At 50.1% G+C, this 22342-nt stretch carries 19 protein-coding genes and 1 rRNA gene; 19 read left to right on the forward strand and 1 reads right to left on the reverse strand.

The window, feature by feature from the left end:
• From ACTNDI_RS13120 to aguA, 8 genes are all read left to right on the forward strand, one after another.
• Nucleotides 1-90 (forward strand): 23S ribosomal RNA (locus ACTNDI_RS13120); the annotation flags it as partial.
• Between the two features lie 295 nt (nucleotides 91-385).
• Nucleotides 386-727, forward strand: a complete 342-nt coding sequence (locus ACTNDI_RS13125; RefSeq protein WP_441101414.1) for a helix-turn-helix domain-containing protein — start codon at nucleotides 386-388, stop codon at nucleotides 725-727.
• Between the two features lie 460 nt (nucleotides 728-1187).
• Complete coding sequence (locus ACTNDI_RS13130; protein ID WP_441101415.1) at nucleotides 1188-1538, forward strand: P-II family nitrogen regulator; 351 nt, start codon at nucleotides 1188-1190, stop codon at nucleotides 1536-1538.
• A 126-nt stretch (nucleotides 1539-1664) separates the two neighbouring features.
• Nucleotides 1665-2774, forward strand: coding sequence for an ABC transporter ATP-binding protein (locus ACTNDI_RS13135; RefSeq protein WP_441101416.1), 1110 nt, complete (start codon nucleotides 1665-1667; stop codon nucleotides 2772-2774).
• A gap of 192 nt (nucleotides 2775-2966) precedes the next feature.
• Entirely contained in the window at nucleotides 2967-3848 is an 882-nt protein-coding gene (locus tag ACTNDI_RS13140) for an ABC transporter permease (RefSeq protein ID WP_441101417.1), read from the forward strand.
• Between the two features lie 3 nt (nucleotides 3849-3851).
• On the forward strand, nucleotides 3852-4685 hold the full coding sequence (locus tag ACTNDI_RS13145; RefSeq protein ID WP_441101418.1) for an ABC transporter permease: 834 nt from the start codon (nucleotides 3852-3854) through the stop codon (nucleotides 4683-4685).
• A 209-nt stretch (nucleotides 4686-4894) separates the two neighbouring features.
• Nucleotides 4895-5971, forward strand: a complete 1077-nt coding sequence (locus ACTNDI_RS13150; RefSeq protein WP_441101419.1) for an ABC transporter substrate-binding protein — start codon at nucleotides 4895-4897, stop codon at nucleotides 5969-5971.
• A 92-nt stretch (nucleotides 5972-6063) separates the two neighbouring features.
• Nucleotides 6064-7170 carry an agmatine deiminase gene (gene aguA / locus ACTNDI_RS13155; RefSeq protein WP_441101420.1) on the forward strand — a complete coding sequence of 369 codons (1107 nt, stop codon included), beginning with the start codon at nucleotides 6064-6066 and terminating at the stop codon, nucleotides 7168-7170.
• Between the two features lie 143 nt (nucleotides 7171-7313).
• On the opposite strand, the gene ACTNDI_RS13160 is transcribed toward aguA, so the two are convergent.
• The gene (locus tag ACTNDI_RS13160; protein WP_441101421.1) at nucleotides 7314-8441 is read right to left on the reverse strand and encodes a DUF362 domain-containing protein; all 1128 of its coding nucleotides are present in this window, start codon (nucleotides 8439-8441) and stop codon (nucleotides 7314-7316) included.
• A gap of 274 nt (nucleotides 8442-8715) precedes the next feature.
• On the opposite strand from ACTNDI_RS13160, the gene ACTNDI_RS13165 reads away from it, so the two are divergent.
• From ACTNDI_RS13165 to ACTNDI_RS13215, 11 genes are all read left to right on the forward strand, one after another.
• Nucleotides 8716-8940 carry an LDCC motif putative metal-binding protein gene (locus ACTNDI_RS13165; RefSeq protein ID WP_441101422.1) on the forward strand — a complete coding sequence of 75 codons (225 nt, stop codon included), beginning with the start codon at nucleotides 8716-8718 and terminating at the stop codon, nucleotides 8938-8940.
• 27 nt (nucleotides 8941-8967) lie between these two features.
• Entirely contained in the window at nucleotides 8968-9120 is a 153-nt protein-coding gene (locus ACTNDI_RS13170; protein ID WP_441101423.1) for a hypothetical protein, read from the forward strand.
• Complete coding sequence (locus tag ACTNDI_RS13175; RefSeq protein WP_441101424.1) at nucleotides 9084-10352, forward strand: HlyC/CorC family transporter; 1269 nt, start codon at nucleotides 9084-9086, stop codon at nucleotides 10350-10352. Before ACTNDI_RS13170 ends, ACTNDI_RS13175 begins: the two co-directional genes overlap by 37 nt.
• 319 nt (nucleotides 10353-10671) lie before the next feature.
• Complete coding sequence (locus tag ACTNDI_RS13180) at nucleotides 10672-11679, forward strand: deoxyguanosinetriphosphate triphosphohydrolase (RefSeq protein WP_441101425.1); 1008 nt, start codon at nucleotides 10672-10674, stop codon at nucleotides 11677-11679.
• A 299-nt stretch (nucleotides 11680-11978) separates the two neighbouring features.
• Nucleotides 11979-13769 (forward strand): DNA primase, encoded by a 1791-nt coding sequence (dnaG, locus tag ACTNDI_RS13185; RefSeq protein WP_441101426.1) that lies wholly within the window; start codon nucleotides 11979-11981, stop codon nucleotides 13767-13769.
• Nucleotides 13770-13888: 119 nt separating this feature from the next.
• Complete coding sequence (gene rpoD, locus ACTNDI_RS13190) at nucleotides 13889-15016, forward strand: RNA polymerase sigma factor RpoD (RefSeq protein ID WP_441101427.1); 1128 nt, start codon at nucleotides 13889-13891, stop codon at nucleotides 15014-15016.
• Between the two features lie 78 nt (nucleotides 15017-15094).
• Nucleotides 15095-15907, forward strand: coding sequence for a tRNA (adenine(22)-N(1))-methyltransferase (locus ACTNDI_RS13195; RefSeq protein ID WP_441101428.1), 813 nt, complete (start codon nucleotides 15095-15097; stop codon nucleotides 15905-15907).
• Complete coding sequence (locus ACTNDI_RS13200; protein WP_441101429.1) at nucleotides 15897-16715, forward strand: Nif3-like dinuclear metal center hexameric protein; 819 nt, start codon at nucleotides 15897-15899, stop codon at nucleotides 16713-16715. Before ACTNDI_RS13195 ends, ACTNDI_RS13200 begins: the two co-directional genes overlap by 11 nt.
• A gap of 321 nt (nucleotides 16716-17036) precedes the next feature.
• On the forward strand, nucleotides 17037-18710 hold the full coding sequence (locus ACTNDI_RS13205) for a nucleoside kinase (protein ID WP_441101430.1): 1674 nt from the start codon (nucleotides 17037-17039) through the stop codon (nucleotides 18708-18710).
• A complete protein-coding gene (locus ACTNDI_RS13210; RefSeq protein WP_441101431.1) occupies nucleotides 18707-18925 on the forward strand; it encodes a hypothetical protein in 219 nt (72 codons plus the stop codon). Before ACTNDI_RS13205 ends, ACTNDI_RS13210 begins: the two co-directional genes overlap by 4 nt.
• A gap of 319 nt (nucleotides 18926-19244) precedes the next feature.
• Nucleotides 19245-22342: Cna B-type domain-containing protein (locus ACTNDI_RS13215; protein WP_441101432.1), on the forward strand; the 3098-nt coding region annotated here is incomplete at its 3' end.

Here is a 22342-nt window from a genome sequence, read left to right on the forward strand (position 1 = left end):
CCCTTAAAGACGATAAGGTTGATAGGGCAGAGGTGGAAGTGCCGTAAGGCATGGAGCTGACTGTTACTAATCGGTCGAGGGTTTGACCTGAAGCATAAGTTGGAACGGAAGGAGGGAATCCGGAGACGGATTCCCGGGAAGAGTTTGTGTATTCAGTTTTGAAGGTATGTGTTGATCTTATGAAAAGTCTGCTTCGGCAGGCTCTTTTTAATTGTATAAGCTCTTCGAAAACGCAGACAGGCTCGTCACACGCAAAGCGTGTGTAAGAGACTGAATGCATTTTCGAAGGCATTTTCAATATAATATTATGAACATTGTCTATACCCTGAGAATACTGCACCCGCTCATAATATATTTCTAAAGATGGTTGAAGAGGTGCAGTCGGATGGGCAAACAAGGTGATTTTGAATTCGCAAATCTCGGACAGGTAGTGAAGAAACTGAGAAAGGAACACGGTCTGACACAGGTGGATGTTGCCAGAACCCTGAATGTGACGCCCGGATATATCAGCAACGTGGAAAACAGCAGAACTGCGATGTCTCTCCGTGTGCTGTGCTACTACGGAGATTTAACAGGGATCACATTGGATGAGCTTGTCGGGAGAGCAGTACCGGCATACCGGAAAACTTCTCTGGATCATAAGATATCCAGGATGGTAGAGAAGCTGGGGGAAGAGGACAAACAGAAGGTTATCGATACGCTCAGCATCTGGACGAATGTGGAATGACATATCATTAAAAATGCGCAGACGGTTTAAAAAGTACCACAGAACTGTTAGAAAGTACCGCAAAGTTATCAGAAAGTATTGCGAAACTGTTAGAAAATACCGGAAATACCTGAAGAAAAGTATTGCTTTACGAATTCCTCTTTGCTAGTATAGCATACATAATTCAAGAAAAAGAAATTTGAAAACTTGTCAGACGTACAATGAAGTATCTGCCATCTTTAGCGATGGTCGGGTACTTTTTTTTGTACTACATGTCGGTGAAAATGATGTATGTACTGTTAATGATACAAGGACGTATCGGGAAGGAATTCCCGGTGCGCCCTTATTTTTTTACTCGAACAGTGAGAGGTACTGATTCATGAAGCAGACGTGTGAGGCTCCATTCGCATCGGCGGGATATTATCCGCGAAGAGCGCATTGCCATGTCTGACTAGTGTTTGAAATGGAAGGAGGAAAAAATATGAAGGAACTGGTTATGATCATCAGACCTGATAGACTTGAGGATGTAAAGGCTATTCTGGATCAGGAGAATTGCGGAGGTATGACAATTTCCACAGCTATGGGCTGCGGGACGCAGAAAGGAGCCTCCGATACCGCGGTAAAGGAACTGAAGGGGCTCAAGACAACCATTAACCTGCTGCCGAAGATTCGCGTTCAGATCGTAGTAGAGGACAAGAAGGTCGAGCCGATCATCGAGGCTGTTCGGGATAAGCTGGCGACAGACCATGTGGGAGATGGCAAAATCTTTATCCGGCCGATCGAGGATGCAATCCGTATTCGTACCGGTGAACGTGGAGATGAGGCACTCTGAGGTTACCAAGGCCGGAGCGCAGAGATGAGTCGCTCTGGATTTTATACAGCAGTTCCAAGTACTCCTATGGCCTGGCCGCGCAGAGCGGCCGGACAGATACATTTTTTTTAAAGAGGTGATATCGGAGTGAGCGAATATATTGTTGAACTGGACCATGTGAACAAAATATACGGCACCAATCACGTCGTGAAGGATATGAATCTTCACGTGAAGGCGGGTGAGTTTCTGACGCTTCTCGGATCCTCCGGCTGCGGCAAGACGACGACTCTGCGGATGATCGCTGGATTTGAGATCCCTAGCAGCGGGAGCATCCGGGTGGAGGGAGAAAGCATTGAAGCGAGGCAGCCCTTTGAGAGGGATGTGAACACAGTATTTCAGACCTATGCTTTATTCCCGCACAAGACAATTTTCGACAACATAGCTTACGGGTTACGTATGAAAAAAGTACCAAAGCCGGAAATCCGCGAGCGGGTGGAAGAGATGCTCTCTATGGTGCAGCTTGAGGGATTCGAGGATCGTTACCCGGCACAGCTGTCCGGCGGTCAGAAGCAGAGGGTGGCGATCGCAAGAGCTTTGATCAACCGGCCGAAGGTGCTTCTCCTGGATGAACCGCTCGGCGCGCTCGATCTGAAGCTGCGAAAGCAGATGCAGCTCGAACTGAAACGGCTTCAGAAGAAACTGAACATTACGTTTATCTATGTCACACACGATCAGGAGGAGGCGCTTACAATGAGCGACCGGATCGCTGTCATGCACGACGGCATTATCGATCAGGTCGCCGTTCCCTCTGAAATCTATGAACATCCCGCGACGAAATTTGTCGCGACCTTTATCGGTGAGACGAATATTTTTGAAGGCTGCATTGTCGAAATCGCCGGCAGGACATGTGAGGTTGCTGTGGAGAACGGATTTGTGCAGGCGAACGGGGATGGCTTCAGCAACGGAGAATTTGTCACGATTTCCGTGCGTCCGGAGAAAATCAGATTTTACAAGGATGACATCGGAAGCTTCGGACTCCAGGGCATCGTAAAGGATTATATCTATGTCGGCTCTGTTTTAAAATGTAACATCGTGCTTCCGAACGGAAACGAGGTCAGGGCGGAACGGCTCTCCGGCGAAGAAGTGCCTAAGGTAGGAGAGGTTGTCTATGTCACCTGGGATGTAGGAGATGCGGTGCTTCTCCACAACAGTGACAATACCATCTACAATGCGCTGAATAATATGCCGATCGTGTGAGAAAATCATTCAAATTTCTCAGTTGTTATGAAATTCAATTGAGCATGCTGATCGTGTGAGAAAATCATTCCAATTTCTCAGTCGTTATGAAATTCAATCGAGCATGCCGATCGTGTGAGGAGATGATTTTGTGTCTGTCGTTATTTTGTTTTCGAAATTGCAACACAGAGCTCGTGTTTGGAGGTGACAGGTGTGGGCGATAAAAGCAAAGAAAAGATGCGGTTTCGTTCAAGAATCCTGCCGGCACTGACCACTGTTGCGCCGGTGAGTCTGTGGATGATTCTGTTTGTGGCGATACCGATGATCTATGTCATTGTCATCAGCTTTTGCAATATCGATGAGAATTATAATGTTGTTTTTCAGTTTACTTTCAAAAATTATATCAGACTGATCGATCCGGATTATCTGAAAATATATCTGCAGTCACTGCTGATTGCTTTTCTTTCTACGGTTCTGGCGCTGCTGATTGCCTTTCCCTTTGCCTGGATCATCGCGAGAACAAAAAGCAGGAGAAAAAATATTTTCTACATGCTTGTTATTATACCGTTCTGGACAAACTCACTGATCCGGATCTACGGATGGAAGACATTTCTCGGAAACAGCGGATGGCTGAACAGTTTTCTGCTGAAGGTGCATCTGATAAAGGACCCTTTGGATCTCCTTTATCATCCGGCGACAACAGTACTCGGCATGGTGTACTGCCTGTTCCCATTCATGGTTCTGCCGCTTTATTCGGCGCTGGAGAAGCTGGACGGCAGTCTCCTGGAGGCTTCCGCAGATCTGGGAGCCAGAAAGGTTCAGACATTTTTTGAAGTGATCCTGCCGCTGACATCGAGCGGCATCTTCTCCGGATGCATTATGGTCTTTATACCGGCGCTCGGATACTTCTATGTATCCGATATCCTCGGCGGAGGCAACACCGATATGATCGGCAACCTGATTGAACGGCAGTTCCAGAGCGGCAATAACTGGCCTCTTGGAGCCGCGCTCTCCATCATTCTGATTCTGGTAACGCTTTTGCTTGTGCGGATTTATCAGAAGCTCGGAGGCGACATGGAAAGTCTGGGGGTGTGATTGATGAATACAGAGACAAAGGTAATGGCGAAGGAAAAAAAGAGAGAGATCACTCCCGGTCAGGGCATATTCCTCTTTCTGGTCTATGCATTTCTATTTCTTCCGATAGTGGTTATTGTGGTCAACTCTTTTAATGGGACAATGACGAAGCCATATCTGTCCTGGAAAGGTTTTTCCCTGTACTGGTACGGGGAACTGCTCCGAAATGCGGCGCTCCTGAATTCCTTCGGCAATACGATATTTCTTGCAGTGGTAAGTACTCTGCTCTCGACCGCGGTCGGCACGCTCGGTGCCATCGGCATGTACCGCTATAAGTTCCGCGGGAAGAAGCTGATCGATGCGCTGCTGTACATTCCGGTGGTGATTCCGGAGATTGTGCTTGGTATATCGCTTCTGACCATGTTTGCCGGGACCGGAATTCCCAGAGGCATGGGAACGCTGATTCTCGCGCACGTAACCTTTGACGTTCCTTTTGTCATCTTTAACGTAAGATCGAGACTTGCGGGGTATGATATTTCACTTGAGGAAGCAAGCATGGATCTCGGGGCAAACCGGATACGGACGTTCTTCGAGGTGACGTTCCCGGTGCTTGCTCCCGGAATTGCGGGCGGAGCACTGCTGGCATTTACCCTTTCGATCGACGACGTGATTATCAGCTATTTTGTAAACGGAACGACAAAGACCTACCCGCTGAAGGTGATGGAGAGCATCAAGAGCGGCGTCGCGCCAGATGTCAACGCGCTGAGCACGCTGATTCTGGTCGGAACTGTCGTGCTGGTTATTCTGACACAGAGCGGTATCTTCAGCCGCAAGAACCGGAAGATAAGAAAAAGATAAGAAAAAGACGAGAAAAAGATAAGTCAAAGGAAAGTACATGCTGTACATGAAGACAGAAAAATGAAAAGGATAATATAAAGAGAAAATAGACAGAATTTATCACAAAGCGAATAGGAACAATAGCCGTATAGAAGGATGCTGCGGAAGCACCCTGGAATCCGGCTATGATCCAGTGAGATGAGACGATGGCAAGGGAAGGAGAGATTGATATGACGAAAAAAATAAAGAGTATGCTTGCGTTGGGACTTGTGGCTGCTATGGCAGTCGGGATTACGGGATGCGGAATCAACACTTCCGGAGGGAGCTCCTCCGGCGGAGACGCGGACAGCCTGAACATTTTTGTCTGGACAGAATATATTCCGGACAGTGTCATTCAGAATTTTGAGAAAGAGACCGGCATCAAGGTGAATGTTACTACGTTTTCTTCGAATGAAGATATGCTCGCCAAGGTGAAGGCGGAGGCGGAGGGCACATATGATATCGTCCAGCCCTCGGATTATATGGTAAAGCAGATGATCTCCCAGGATATGCTGGAGAAGCTGGATAAGGACAAGCTGACCAATCTGAAAAATATCGGAGAGCAGTATCTCAATCCGTCCTATGATCCGGACAACACCTATTCGGTTCCGTATCAGGGCGGCGTTGCCGCAATCGCGGTCAATACGAAGAAGGTCAAGAAGGAAATCACCAGCTACAATGATCTGTTTGATCCGTCTCTGAAGAATTCCCTGGTTGTACTGGACGATTACCGTGCGGTGATCGGCATGACCGAGCGCTCGATGGGGCTTTCCATGAATGAGACAGATCCGGATAAGCTGAAGGAGGTGGAACAGAAGCTTCTGACGTTGAAGGACAATATCAAGGTGTATGATTCGGATTCGCCGAAATCTTCTCTGATCAGCGGTGACTGTACGGTCGGTTTCTGCTGGAGTGCGGAGATTGCGCTTGCCATGGAAGAAAATCCGGACATTAAGATTGTATTCCCGAAGGAAGGCGCGTATGTCTTCATGGATAACTGGGCGATCCCGAAGGGCGCAAAGCACAAGGACGCTGCAGAGAAATTTATCAATTACATCCTGGAGCCGGAAACCTCAGAGGCAATTTCCAAGGAATTCCCGTATCTGAATCCGAATACGGCAGCGGTAAAGGCGATGGGCGCAGACTACACAGATAATGAGGCGAAAAACCCGCCGGAGAGCGTAATTTCCGCAGGAGAATATGTGGATAATCTGGATACGGACACCATTGCGACACTGGACAGCATGTGGACGAAGCTGAAGGGCTAATCGGCAGGCTCTATTCTTCTGTGAAGAGGTGTGGGATCGTCACTGCAGTACACTGATAAATGGAACTGCGAACAGGATCAGGAGGAAAGAGGATGGGTTTCATCAGAAATTCACTTCCCGGAAGGGATGGGTACCGGATGCCGGGAGAATTTGAACCACAGGACAGAATCTGGATGATATGGCCGGAAAGGCCGGATAACTGGAGAGAGCATGCGCTTCCGGCGCAGAAAGCCTATGCCGATGTTGCAAGAGCAATTGCCGCGTTTGAACCGGTCTGCATGCTAGCGTCTCCGGATCAGATGGAGCGGGCAGAGAATGCGTTCCTAAATGTTCCGGATGTGGAAGTGATTGAGATGTCTTCTGATGATGCCTGGATCCGGGATACCGGCCCTTCGTTTGTCGTCAATGACAAGGGAGGACTGCGTGCCTGTGACTGGCGGTTCAATGCTTATGGCGGCGATGTGGACGGATTATATCAGCCATGGGATCAGGATGATGCCCTTGCGGGAAAAATCTGCGACATGTTGGGGATTGACCGGTATCGTGCTGATTTTATTCTTGAGGGAGGATCCTTTCACACGGATGGCGAGGGAACTATTCTTACGACAGAAATGTGCCTTCTGAGTCAGGGGAGAAACCCCGGACTGACAAAAGAACAGATCGGTCAGCGGCTCTGTGCCTATCTCGGGGCAGAGAAGGTGATATGGATTCCGGACGGGATTGATCCGGAGGAGACAAACGGACATGTTGATGATGTGGCATGCTTTGTCCGTCCGGGGGAGGTGGCATGCATTCGGGAAGAAAACCCGGACAGCCCGTTTTATCAGGCATCACAGAAAGCGCTTCGCGTTCTGGAACAGTCGCGGAATGCCAGGGGAAGAAAACTGAAGGTACATCCGGTCTGCTGTCCGAAGTATCCGGTCCGTCTTCCCGAAGACTATGAAGTAGAGAGCAGCGGTCATGCGATTCCTCGTAATCCCGGAGAACTCTGCGCGGCGTCTTACCTGAATTTCCTGATTGTAAATGGAGGGGTGATCGTGCCTCAGTATGATGACCCGAATGATGAGGTGGCCCTTCGGCAAATCGCTGCCATGTTCCCGGACCGGCAAACGGTCGGTGTCAGGACCAGAGAGATCGTTTATGGGGGCGGCAATATCCACTGTATCACACAGCAGCAGCCCCGGGTCTGTCACGCGTGAAAGGACAAAAAAATTCCCGGACCCTTTTGATGGATCCGGAAAATCTGTCACTGCAAGTCAATGCTTCATGGATGCGGCTTCCCTGTCATCACCACGAGGCATCCCTTCCTGGTTGTTACTACAAGAGTATCATTGACGGATCCTTATTTCATGGTGATCAGTTCATAGGAGCGGCTGCCGAGGCCGATCTTCTCGGCGTGTTCGAGTGTCTCCTTCCAGCGTACGTTCGGGTTGCTGTCCAGGAAATGGTCGTGATGATGGTGCCAGTCCGGTTTCGCGAGGTTGTCTCCGAGCTGACTGTTGCGGATCGGTGTGGCAGCGAGACAAGCGTCAACGCAGGCCTGATCGAGGGCAACCGGATCAAAGGAGGCAAACATTCCGATATTCGGAAGAATCGGGGCGTCATTCTCCGGGTGGCAGTCACAGTTCGGTGAGACATCAGTGATCAGGCTGATGTGGAAGGTCGGGCGGCCGTCACAGACTGCCTGGGAGTATTCGGCGATCTTACAGCCGAGGATTTCGTTGGCGTCCCAGTTGTTGTTTACGATGGCGTCGAAATTGCAGGCACCGATGCAGCGTCCGCATCCCTTGCAGATATCCTGGTTGATGTGTGCCTTCCCGCTTTCGTAAGAAATGGCATCGGAACCGCATTCCTTTGCGCAGCTCCTGCAGCCGCGGCATTGCTCTTCAATGACATGCGGCTTTCCGGAGTTGTGCTGGTGCATCTTTCCTGCGCGGCTTCCGCATCCCATACCGATATTTTTGAGTGCTCCGCCGAAGCCGGTCGCCTCATGACCCTTGAAATGGGTGAGACTGATCAGGATATCGGCATCCATGATGGCATGGCCGATATATGCCTCCTTGAGATATTCACCGTTCCGGATCGGGACGATCACTTCATCGGTTCCGCACAGACCGTCGCCGATGATGACGTGGCATCCGGTGGTCGCCATGCTGAAGCCGTTCTCTTCAGCACAGCTCAGATGATCAAGCGCGTTCTTCCTGCTTCCGGGATAGAGCGTATTGCAGTCGGTCAGGAAGGGCTTTCCGCCGAGTTCCTTTACCACGTCAGCGACTGCTTTTGCGTAGTTCGGACGCAGATAGGAGATGTTGCCGAGCTCGCCGAAATGCATCTTGATTGCTACAAACTTTCCGTCCATATCAATGCTGCCGATTCCTGCCTTGCGAATCAGCTTCGCCAGCTTCCCCGGCAGGCTCGGGCCATTGGTGTGTGTACGAAAGTCGGTAAAATAGACCTTTGATTTTTCCATCAGATTCCCTCCGCATACATTTGAATCCGACTTTTTCCCGAGTGATTGTGCGCGAACGCCCGCGGTGAATCCGGAAAAAGTCTTTTTTGTTTGTACATATTATTATAAAAGCTGTCCGGGCATAATTCAAGACAGGTTCTGCCCTGCCGGTACAGCAGGCAGGAATTCAGGATATGCCGGCTTGCGAAAAAGGATTTCCGTGCTATGATAGGAATACGGTGAAATCCCGTGCAGAAAAGAACTTCCAGATATCAGCAATAGGGAAAATTCAGATATGATGAGAATTCGTAATGCAAGAAGGATGATCCGAACGATCAAGAAAGGAAATGGCTTTTGTCATATGAGTATTTTTTCCGGAATCAAAAATCATTGGAATGCGTGGTTGAAGCGTATGGCGGATTCGAACAAGGAAGCGTTTCACGGCGAGGTGCCGGACTGCTGCAAGCTGAAACAGCAGAATCAGCCGAGTCAGAAGATCGGTGATGAACGGCAGAGGTAATGCCCGGGGCCGGAAGAGCCGCGAAGAATGGCAGAGGTAATGCCCGGGGCCGGAAGAGCCGCGAAGAACGGCAGAGATAATGCCCGGGCGAGGTTCTGTGCCGTGAACAATGACATTTTTGAGGGGATGAATGCAGGAAAGATATGGAAAAAAATATCGGTACTCTGGTTGTTATCGTAATTTGTGTAATATTATCGGCTTATTTTTCAGCGACGGAGACGGCGTTTGCCTCGCTGAATCATATCCGGGTCAAGAATATGGCGGAGAAGGGAGACCGGCGGGCGATCCTTGTGATGAAGCTGCTGGACCGTTATGACAGTGTCCTCTCCACGATTCTGGTCGGAAATAACGTCGTAAACATCGGCGCTACATCTCTGGCGACCGTTTTCTTCGTGCGTATGCTCGGAGAGGATGCAGGTTCCGGCATTGCGACGCTGGTGACGACGCTGGTGCTCCTGATTTTTGGCGAGATTTCGCCGAAGAGCATGGCGTCGGAGTTTCCGGAGCAGGTGGCGATGCTGGCTGCCCCGCTTCTGAGCTGTATCGTTGTAGTTCTGACGCCGGTGAATTTTCTCTTCGGACTGTGGAAGAAGTTTCTGGCGAAGCTCATTAAAGGTGAGGAAGACCGCGCAATCACGGACGAGGAGCTTCTGACAATCGTCGATGAGGCGGAGACCGGTGGCGGCATTGGTGAGGAGGAAAGCGATCTGATCCGCAATTCAATCGAATTCCGGGATCAGGAGGCGGTTGATATTCTGACACCGAGAGTGGATATCGTCGGAGTGGAGTATGGAACCTCCAATCAGGAAATCGCGGACATCTTTGCCCAGACCGGCTACTCGAGGCTTCCGGTTTACCGGGAGGACATGGACCATATCACGGGAATCCTTTATGAAAAGGACTTTTATAACAAGATTTTCGGCTCGGACCGGACGATCGACTCCATCATACGTCCGACGGTCTTTATCACGGAGCACAAGAAGATCGACGAGCTCCTGCGCGAGCTTCAGAAGAAAAAAATTCATCTGGCGGTCGTGGTCGATGAGTACGGCGGCACGGTCGGTATCGTGTCCATGGAGGATATTCTGGAGGAGCTGGTCGGCGAGATCTGGGACGAGCATGACGAAATTGTCCAGGAAATCCGGAAGATCACGGACAGCGACTATGTGGTGGAGGGCTCCGCAAACCTTGAAAAGCTCTTCGATGAGATCGGATGTGAGCGAGAGCATGATTCGATTACCGTGAGCGGATGGATTCTGGAGATCGCCGGAAAGGTTCCCTCCCGCGGGGATGTTTACCACTATGAGAATATGACCATACGGATTCTCGAAATGGATGGACACAGAGTCGGAAAAATCAAGCTTCATGTGGAGCATCCGGAGGAGAAAGAGGACAGGGGTGATCAACAGTAGCTGCTGTCCGCAGGCGACGGAAAACAAGAATTCGGCAGAACCGCCGCTCAGTCAAAGCTATTTAGAGCTTGTCAGGCGACGAAAATCAAGAATTCTGCAAAATCGTCGCCCGACTCAGCATTGCTTAGATCAGCAGTCTACACCAGCACCAATCCACCCGGGGTTGGTGTTTTTCTTGTCTGGACGGACAAAAATTTAACGCTTTGCGTTTGAAACTTTTCAAAATAAAAAAGGAAAATCCTTTTTGGCGTCGTAAATATATAATAGACGCATTTTTTCGGGAAAGCAGCATTCTCGGCAAAGATTGGAGAGCAGAGCCATGAATATTCGGGAAGCGATTGAAGAAAACGAACTGGATGATCTGAGCCCTTACGCTGCCCACAGCCGGGAGACGCGGGGGCGGGACTGGCCGATCAGCGAGGATACCGTTCGAACGGATTACATGCGCGACCGTGACCGGATTCTGCACTGCAAGTCCTTCCGGAGACTGAAGGACAAGACGCAGGTGTTCCTGTCGCCGCAGGGAGATCACTACCGGACGCGCCTGACACACACGCTGGAGGTATCCCAGATTTCCAGGACAGTAGCGAAGGCACTGCGGCTTAATGAGGATCTTGTCGAGGCAATTGCTCTGGGGCATGATCTTGGGCACACTCCATTCGGCCATGCCGGGGAGAGAACCCTGAACAGGCTCTGTCCGTCGGGGTTCCGTCACTATGAGCAGAGTCTCCGTGTCGTGGAAAAGCTGGAGAAAAACGGGGAGGGGCTGAACCTCACCTGGGAGGTGCGGGACGGAATTCTGAATCATCAGATGAGCACGACACCGCACACGCTGGAAGGAAAGATCGTGCGGATCTGTGACAAGATTGCGTATATTCATCACGACATGGACGATGCGCAGCGGGCAGGGATCATCAGCGAAGACGATATTCCGATTACGCTGCGGATGACGCTTGGATATACTTCCCGCGAGAGGCTGAATACACTGGTGATGGATCTGATCGCCAGCAGCCGGGACCGCGATGATATCCGGCAGTCGGAGCAGATCCATGACGCGATGATGACCTTCCGCAAGCTGATGTTTGCGGATGTGTACACAAATCCGGTGGCAAAGTCCGAGGAGATCAAGGTGGACAGGATGCTGACAGAGATGTATGGATATTACGTCCGGCATCCGGAGCTTCTGAAGGGAGAATACCGCAAGATGCTGGAGCAGGGCGAGACACCGGAGCGGGTTGTCTGTGATTACATCTCCGGGATGACGGACCAGTACGCGATTCACAAATTCCGGGAGATCTACATTCCAAAATCCTGGGACGTATTGTGACAGGAAGGAAGCGCGATCGCGCGAAATCCGCATCTCATAAAGGCTGCGGCACGATGGATCTTCCATATGGCGGTTTACAGGGCAATCGTCAGGATATATTTCCATATGGCGGTTTATAGGGCAATCGTCAGGATATATTTCCATATGGCGGTTTACAGAGCTATTGTCAGAATGTATCTCCCATAAGACGATTTACAGAGTAATCGTCAGGATGTATCTTCTGTATGGCGGCTTACATAGCCAATCGTCAGTCAGACAGTGATACCGTCAGATACGGACAGGAGGTTATTTGAGGAATCATGCGATATACAGATGAGGTCATCGAGGATGTCCGTGAACGAAACGACATCGTGGATGTGATCTCTCAATATGTGAAGCTTCAGAAGCGGGGCAGCAATTATTTCGGGCTGTGCCCGTTTCATAATGAAAAATCGCCGTCTTTCTCGGTGAGCCGGGACAAGCAGATGTATTACTGCTTCGGCTGCGGCAAAGGCGGAAATGTGTACACCTTTCTGATGGAGTACGAGAATTACAGCTTTCAGGAGGCAATCAAGGCTCTGGCGGACAGGGCAGGCGTGAAGCTTCCGGAGGCGGAGTATTCGAGAGAGGAGCGGGAAGAACAGGATAAGCGGTCGAGACTTCTGGAAATCAACAAGCAGGCGGCGCTGTATTTTTATTCCAGACTCCATTCCCCGGCGGGACAGGCCGGGCTGAGGTATCTGGAAGGGCGCGGGCTTAGTGCGGAAACCATGCGGAGCTTCGGACTTGGCTATGCCGACAAATACAGCAACGATCTGTATCAGTTTTTTAAGAAAAAAGGCTACAGCGACGGGATTTTGAAGGAATCCGGGCTGTTTCATGTCGATGAGAAGCGGGGATTTTCAGACAAGTTCTGGAACCGGGTCATGTTCCCCATTATGGACGCGAACAGCCGGGTGATCGGCTTCGGCGGCCGGGTGATGGGAGACGGAAAACCGAAATATCTGAACTCCCCGGAGACGCCTGTGTTCGACAAGAGCCGGAATCTGTACGGCCTGAATGTGGCGAGAAGGACGCGCCGGAAGAACTTCATCATCTGTGAGGGCTACATGGATGTCATTTCGATGCACCAGGCGGGTTACACGAACGCCGTTGCTTCGCTGGGAACGGCGCTGACCTCTCAGCAGTGCTCGCTGATGAGCCGGTTCACGAAACAGGTTCTGGTCATCTACGATATGGACGGCGCCGGTGTGAAGGCGGCTCTGCGGGCGATTCCGATGCTTCGGACGGCTGGGCTTTCCACAAAGGTGGTAAACCTGAGGCCGCACAAGGATCCGGACGAATTCATCAAGGCAGAGGGAGCCGAGGCGTTCGAGCAGAGGCTGGAGGAGGCGGAGAACAGCTTCCTCTTCATGGTCCGCATGACCGAACAGAATTACGACATGAACGATCCCGGCGAGCGAAGCAGATTTTTTCACGAGGTGGCGGCCATGCTTCTTGAGATCGGGGATGAGATTGAGAGAAACAGTTACACTGAGGCAATCGCGAGAAAATATCACATCGAGCAGAGCATGCTGGTGTCACAGATCAACCGGGAAGCGCTGAAGGGCGTGGGAAGAACCGAGATCCGGCCGCCGAAGAGCACCGATGCGCGAAGGCAGAAGGCAGCCATGGCAGCGGCTCCGGCGGACAAGGAACAGAAGCTGATGCTCACCTGGATTGCGGGACAGCCGGGGCTTCTGGAACAGCTGAAGGATTATCTGTCGCCTGCGGATTTTACCAACCCGATGTACCGGGAGGTCGCGGAAATGGTCTGGGAGCAGGGAGCGAAGGGCAAAATCAGCCCGGCCGCCATCATCAATCATTTCGAGGACAGCGCACAGCAGACAGAGGCCGCCTCTCTCTTCAACACAGATATCACACTGGACAGTCCGGCAGACCGCAAGAAGGCGCTTTTCGATGTTCTCTGCCGCATGAAGCGGCAGAGCATCGACAAGAGAGCTGATGAGCTGGATCCCGCGGATATGCAGGGATTCATGAAGATCATGGATGAGAGAAAAAAGCTCGATCAGCTTCGGGCAAGAGGACTGCCGGAAAATATTTTTTCGTAAAAAAGCAGGACTGTGCAGATAAAGCGTATGATCCGCGCTGCGTTACGTAAGTAAGCGCGGGGATGACATAGACAGAAAATTGTACTTTTTACAAGTACATCAGAAGAAGGAGAACATTCATGGAAGCAGATAACAAGAAATTGCTGGAAAAAACCAAAAGCCTCATTGAGGTAGCCAAGAAGAAGAAAAACGCTCTCGAATACACGGAGATCGTCGAGTATTACAAGGAAATGAACCTCAACGAGAAGCAGATCAAGATGGTTGTGGCATATCTGGAGGATCATGACATCGATGTTCTTCGGATTCAGAGTGAGGATGAGGAGCCGAATGACGACATGCTCCTTCTCAGCGAGGAGGGAGAGGACGATAACGAGGATACCGATGTTGAGAACATCGATCTCACGGTTCCGGAGGGCGTCAGCATCGAGGATCCGGTCCGGATGTACCTGAAGGAAATCGGAAAGGTGCCGCTTCTGACAGCGGATGAGGAAATTGAGCTCGCCAAGCGGATGGAGGACGGCGATGAAAACGCGAAGAAACGCCTGGCGGAGGCGAACCTCCGTCTGGTTGTGTCCATCGCGAAGCGATACGTCGGACGAGGCATGCTTTTTCTGGATCTGATTCAGGAGGGAAACCTCGGACTAATCAAGGCGGTAGAAAAGTTCGATTACCGGAAGGGATATAAATTCTCAACCTATGCGACATGGTGGATCCGCCAGGCCATCACAAGAGCGATCGCCGATCAGGCCCGCACCATCCGTATTCCGGTACATATGGTAGAGACCATCAACAAGCTGATCCGTGTCTCCCGTCAGCTGCTTCAGGAGCTTGGCCGCGAGCCTACGCCGGAGGAGATCGCGAAGGAGATGAATATGTCCGTGGACCGTGTGCGTGAGATCCTGAAGATCTCACAGGAGCCGGTATCTCTCGAGACCCCGATCGGCGAGGAAGAGGACAGCCACCTGGGAGACTTCATTCAGGACGATAATGTTCCGGTGCCCGCGGACGCGGCTGCCTTCACGATGCTGAAGGAGCAGCTGGAAGAGGTGCTTGGAACGCTGACCGAGAGGGAACAGAAGGTTCTCCGGCTCCGCTTCGGCCTCGATGACGGAAGAGCCAGAACCCTCGAGGAGGTCGGAAAGGAATTTAACGTTACCCGTGAGCGAATTCGTCAGATCGAGGCGAAGGCACTCCGGAAGCTGCGTCATCCGAGCCGCAGCAGAAAGCTGAAGGATTATCTGGATTAATCCGGCAATGAACAGCAGAAGGCGGAAGAACCTTCTGGACGGATATAGCGATTAACATCAGAGGGCAGGAGGATTATCTTGACGAATACACCGATCATCAACAAAATGTCAGAACGGCTGCTGTCAGTGGCCTCCCTGGTGACGCCGGGCAGCAGGACGGCGGATATCGGAACGGATCATGGATATGTGCCGGTATACCTGGTAGAAAATAGAATTGTGTCCTCTGCCATTGCCATGGATCTGAGAAAAGGACCGCTCGCCCGGGCACAGGAGACGGTGAACGGCGCCGGACTCTCGGACCGGATCGAGCTGCGAATCTCGGACGGTCTGGAAAAGCTGAAGCCGGGGGAAGCGGACACGGCCGTGATTGCGGGGATGGGAGGCATGCTGATCTGCCGCATCCTGACGGCGCATCCGGCAACCACAGCGGCCCTGAAAGAGCTGGTTCTGGAACCGCAGTCGGAGGTGGACAAGGTCCGCCGGCTCCTTTCGGAGATCGGATTCGCGATCACAGATGAACGAATGATCTTTGAGGACGGAAAATACTACCCGATCATCAAGGCAGAAAAGCGCCCGTCTTCTTCGGCAGCACATAATGAGATGGAAGGACACATTGAACCGTCTTCTCCGGCAGCACATAATGAAATGGAAGGACACATTGAACCGTCTTCTCCGGCAGTCCTCAGTGAAATGGAGGTGCACTTTGGCCCGGTTCTGCTCCGGCGCAGGGATCCGATCCTGAGAAAGTATCTCGCGTGGCAGATTCAGGTCAATGAGCAGATCGCTGGAAGACTCGCGGCGGCAGGCAGCGGGAATTCCATGCAAAGACTTCAGGAAGTAAAGGAGGAACTGCGGCTGCTTCTGGCCGCATACAGCAGATATGAGATGTGAAGAGATTATTCAGAGACTGGAACAGGGATATCCGTTATCCTGCGCGGAAGAATGGGACAACCCCGGACTGCAGGTGGGTCGCAGAAACCGTGAAGTACGGAAGATTTTTGTCGCCCTGGACGCGACGGAACAGACGATCCGGGAAGCCGTGGAGTGGGGAGCAGACCTTATGATCACGCATCACCCGCTCTTATTTCACAGTATCAAGCAGGTGAATGACGACAGCTTCATCGGCAGAAGAATTCTTACCCTGATTGAAAACGATGTGAACTGCTACGCGATGCACACGAATTTCGACGTCCTTGGAATGGCGGAGCTCAACGAGAATCAGCTGAACCTGCAGAACGCGCATGTTCTTGACGTTACACGCGAGAATGAAGGCGTCGAGGAGGGAATCGGACGGGTCGGCGATCTGGAAGAACCGATGACACTGTATGATTTTTCCGTGACGGTCAGACGCGCCTTCGGGCTCTCAACCGTGCGCTGTTATGGTCTGAAGGAACTGGAGGAAAACGAGGAAGAATCCGGAGACGACGGATTGCTGGTGAGCCGTGTGGCAGTATGCGGCGGGTCCGGCAAGAGTCTGATTGACCGGGTAATCGACGAGGGCGCACAGGTTCTCGTGACCGGGGATGTGGACTACCACAGTGCGATTGACGCGATGGCAAGAGGACTGTATATCATCGATGCGGGACACTACGGCACAGAGTACTGCTTCATCGATTACATGGTGATGAAGCTGACCAAGCTGTTTCCGGAGTGCAAAGTCCGCGGCGCGAAGATCATTCCGCCGTTCACGGTGATCTGAGCAGATAATTAATTAAGATAAGGAAAAAGAAAAAGGCGGAATGCTCTGGCAAATCTCACAGAGTATTTCCGCCCGTTGTTTTCTTATTTTATCCGTTCATTTTGGTTCTTACTTATCGTTCAGTTTTTTATAATGTATCTTTCAAAAAAGAAGACAGTTCGGCAGGGCTTATGCCAGAAGAGCATAGGAGTGCGTGTACGGCACAAGGTGATCCGCAGCGGCTGCGGAATGTGGCGGCACACATCGCACTCATCGGATTTACATCTGTTACTTTAGCAATGGATCTTCAGGCAGATGGTAAGTGACTGAGAGGAGATTATTATGTCAGGAACATTTCAGATTCAATATCAGGGAAAGCATTTCGAGGTAACCGAAGGCACTCGTTACATCGATTTTATCGGAGCGCACCCGCTCCCGGATAACCTTCCGGTTCTGCTGGTTCTGGCAAACGGAAGACTTCAGGAGCTGAACCGGCCCGTGAAGGAGGATTGCGTGGTCGAGCCACTCACGATCAGGGATCAGATTGGCATGGCGACCTACCGAAGAAGCCTGAATCTGCTCTTCAACAAGGCGGTTCTGGATGTGGAGAAGAGGCGCAATCCGGGAAAGGATATCCGGATCACGCTGAATTTTTCAAATGGAAACGGATATTACTTCACCTTCAGCGGAGAGGACAGACCGGATGAGGAATTCGCTTCTCTGGTAAAAAAACGCATGCGGGAGCTGGTGGAGGAGAATCTGCCGATTCATCGAAAGACATTGTCCACCTATGACGCGATCCGTTCTTTCCGGAAACAGGGGATCGCCTACAAGGAAAGACTTCTGAAATACCGCAGAGTATCTACGGTGAACCTGTATGTGCTCGGCGATTATCAGGACTATTTCTATGGCTATATGGTACCCGGCACAGGCTGCCTGAAGGTATTTGATGTCTGCTGCTATGAGGACGGGGTGGCTCTGGTCTACCCGAAACACGACGAGCCGGACCGCGTTCGCCCATATGCACCCTTCCCGAAGCTTTTCAAGGTACAGTCGCTTTCAGAAGACTGGAATTCGCGGATGGGAATCCAGTCGGTGGCGGACCTGAATGATACAATTACAAGAGGAGATATTGAACATAAGCTGCTGGTGGCGGAGGCACTACAGGAAAGCCGGATGTCGGACATTGCGCAGGACATCCGGAAGCGGGGCAATGTGAAGTTTGTCATGATTGCCGGCCCGTCATCGTCCGGCAAGACCACGTTCTCCCGCCGGCTGTCGATTGAACTCACTGCGCACGGGCTGACCCCGCACCCCATCAGTCTCGACAATTTTTACCGCGACAGACAGTACTGCCCGAGGGATGAGAATGGAGATTATGATTTTGAATGCCTGGAGGCCTACGATCTGGAGCTGATCCGCGAGGTGCTGAGTGATCTGGTGAATGGAAAAGAGGTGGAGCTTCCGTATTTCAACTTCCTGACCGGCCAGAGGGAATATCACGGTCAGAAGCTGCAGATGAAGAATTCGGATATTCTAGTCATCGAGGGGATCCACGGACTCAATCCGAAGCTGTCGGAGCACCTGCCGGCGGACTGCGTGTACCGTGTCTATATCAGTGCTCTGACACAGCTGAATATCGACGACCACAACCCGATCTCGACAACCGACGGCCGCCTGCTCCGTCGCATTGTCCGCGATTACCGGACCCGGGGAACCGACGCGCTGGAGACAATCCGCAGATGGCCGTCGGTTCGAAGAGGCGAGGAAAAATATATTTTTCCCCACCAGGAGAACGCGGATGTGATGTACAATTCGGCGCTGATCTATGAGCTTTCTGTTCTGAAGATCTATGCCGAGCCGCTGTTGTTCCAGGTGCCGGAGGATGCTCCGGAATATCTGGAGGCAAAACGGCTGCTGAAGTTTCTGGACTATTTCCTCGGGACGCCCTCGGAAAGCGTGCCGGTGAACTCCATACTCAGAGAATTCATAGGAGGGAGCTGTTTCGACGTATGAAAAAAATCATAAGAATCTCAGGATACATTCTTATGGCGATAGGCACCATCTGCCTGTTTGGAGCGCTGTTTATCGTGATCGGCGCTGCAATCTGGGATATAAATTTGCTCATATACGGAGATCACACATTGACCATTGCGCTGATTCTGATCGCGGCATGCCTAGATGCGCTGGGATTTATGCTGCGGTGGATCAGCGGGAAGATGGAAGACTGAGAATACGACGATATATCAAAAACGTTTTCGTTAAAAAATACACAATGTATACGATAGATTGTGTTTACTTTCGTTTTTATTTGTGTTATAAGATATTATAGTAATGATTCCTACTATTGTAATTAAAATCAAATTATACTTAACTAATAGCAGAAGGATTTTGAGACGATAACAGGAAGCATTTTTAAAGCTTTTTTATCTGACGATCTTTACGAAAGCCTCGAAACAGATTACTTGTAAAAGAGATCGGTGAAAATCAGCACAAACAAAGTATAAGAAGATTCTGGCGGAAATATTTTACTGAAAGTAAGGGGTTCTTATGAAAAAAACGAAGAAATGGAAACGTATTCTCACAGTCTTATGTATCTTTACAATGATTGCAGGTATCATGAGTCCATCAGCGATTTATGCCGGCGATTCTGCAGAGGAGTCTGCATCCGCGCAGGCCGGCATTTCTGAAGCTGACCAGACAGAAAATGAAGATACCGGAGCTGCGGAGACGGACGTTCTGGGAGATGCAGGATTATCTTCCGGAAATGAAAATAGCCAATCTGCTGCAGATATCACTGGTTCTGACAATACGGTTATCTCTGCTTCCGACAGCGCGAATGATGCAGAGGAAGAGGCTGCATCTGAACCGGCTGAAGCTTCCGGGACGACCGCTGATTCAGGCGCGGTTGAGACCAGTGCGGAATCATACCCGGCAGTTTCAATGAGCGTAAAAGCGGATGATGGAACAGAGATCCAAATCAGTGCGCCGGAAGGAGCGTTCCCGTCAGGCATTCAGGTCACCGTAACAAAGGTTGATTCCGACCAGATTCTTTCCGCTCTTAAGGAAGCATCCAACAATAATGCTCTGACAACAGATCAGGTCATGGCCTATGATTTCGATTTCCATCTTGCCAGTGGTGAGCATAATATCGAACCTGAAAAAGAAATTTCGGTACAGTTTTCCCTGCCTGAGATGAAGGCAGAGGATTCTGTAAGTGCTTATCATCTGAAGGATGAGAATTCCTCGGCAGAAAAAGAGGATATCACAGCAGATGCATCAGCCGGAACAGCGACACTGGAGACACAGCAGTTCTCGATTCATGCATTGCTGGTCGCTACAGCGAATAATTCGTCTGGTATCACAATCGGCTACGATGAAAAAACTGATATTCATTCTGTAATTGGAGAGGATGATACAAAAATCATTCTTTACTGCATGAACAATAGTCTGCACTGGCCACACAAGACAGAGGGTATACCGAATGTCCCGACTTATACGGAGACAAGCTTTGAAAAATTTTTTAATGCGAATAATATTACAGGTGAAACACAGACAGAGTTAAAGACAAAATTGGAAAACTTATTGTATGCTGGCTATCCGTACAATGGATATGGTCTGTATAAGATAGTGAACAGCGTTCCTACAATCACGGAGGATTATTTCAATAAACTGCTGACGCCGCCCCTGTACCTGCGGCTGGATTTCCCGGACAGTATTGGAAACAATACCTTTACATATTCGGATCGCACTAACCAGAACAAGATGGCACTGTTATCTGAATTTTTGATGGATGTGTTCAGTTATAATGGTCAGGACAAGAAGACAGCATCCGGACTGGACTATACGCAGCTGATACAGCTTCCGTTCTATAGGGCGGTTCTTTGTATGAATTATGGTGATCCTATAAAAGCATATTCTGAATCATTCATGGCCAATTATTATGTGACAGAGTCACAGGCTTACGGTGGCACACGCGATGCCATATGGAAACTGCTGAAAGACTACAAATTAACAGATAACGGAAAAGACATCTCTATAACAGATTTGGTTAACAACTTACTCAAGGCGGATACAACGAATCTGATTCCAACAGAAAAACCGAAAGATGAAAAGGTCAGTATTTCCGGGGATCCCACGTTCTATTATAGTACAGGTGATAATAAGTGGCACACGGATCGGCTGTCCCTTAAGGTACCGGAGACATATAATACTTATTTTACCCTGAACCTTCCAGATGGCGTCACTGAAGAAACCGGGAAAACTGAGGTTAAGGGCGGTGAAAGCTTTTCGCTGGTTTCTTCTAAGAAACCGCAGAATTCAATGTCGCTCTCGCTCTCATCTACTATCCCGTGGATGGATCCTGATCTGAAGGTTTATGTGGCGGACAGTAAAGTTACAGCTCCTGACGGAAAAGGCTTTCAGAACATGATTGGCGCGGTTATCCATCAGACAGATATTACCAAAACGGTCGCTCTTTCCAGCACTGATACAAGTTTAACCTTCACTAAGGTGTGGAAGGACAACGGTAATAAGGATAACGTTCGTCCGGATCTGGAGACTTATAAAAATAAACTGCACCTGATGAATGGCAACACGGAATTGACGGGATTTCAACCAGAGATAGCAGATAAAGGGGATAATTCATGGTCAATTACGTATAATGGCTTGCCGGCGAAGATCGATGGCAAAGATGCTGCATTCACTGTCAGCGAGGGTTCTGTTGATAAGTATACTGCAGATAAGGAATCCGTTAAGGATGATAATGAAACTATTACAAATACATATACACCTGTAACCATATCCGGCACAAAAACATGGAATAATTCAGGATATAATAGTGTAAAAAAACCGGACAGTATAACGGTTAACCTTCTTGCCAATGGTACAGTGAAAGATAGTAAATCAGTTACAGCGGACAAAAACGGACAGTGGGAGTATAGCTTCGACAATCTCCCTAAATATGATGATAACGGACAGGAAATCGAATATACGATCACGGAAAATAATGTCACTGATTATAGCACTGATTATAGCAAAACTATAAATGGCTATGACATTACGAATACCTACACTCCGGGAAAGACAAGCGTTACCGTAAAAAAGGAATGGGAAGACAACAACAACCAGGACGGCAAACGACCGACAAGTGTGAAGGTCCAGCTTTTGGCCAATGGTGAGAATCAAGGGGAAGCGGTTGACTTGTCTGCCGATAATGGGTGGACTTATACATGGGACAATCTGGACGAGAAGGATAAATCATCAAACAACATAACCTATAGCGTAAAAGAGGTAGATGTACCAGAGGGATATACGTCTCAGATCAGCGATGGCAGTAAGCAACATTATTTTGTCATTACAAATACGCACCAGCCGGAGACAACTAAAATAAAAGTTACTAAGATCTGGAATGACAGTGGGAATCAGGACGGCAAACGCCCGAACTCGGTTAATGTGCAGCTCTACGCGGACGGCAAGGCGAGCGGTAAACCGGTGACCCTGACGGAGTCAAACAACTGGCTTTACACGTGGACCGGACTTCCGATGTATAAAAATGGCGGAACAAAGATCGCGTATACAGTTAAAGAAGTGTCAGATCTTCCGAGTGGTTATACATCTTCTGTCACAGGAAGTGCCGAGGGCGGTTA

The sequence above is a fragment of the Bilifractor sp. HCP3S3_D3 genome (assembly GCF_052063915.1).
GTDB lineage: Bacteria > Bacillota > Clostridia > Lachnospirales > Lachnospiraceae > Bilifractor.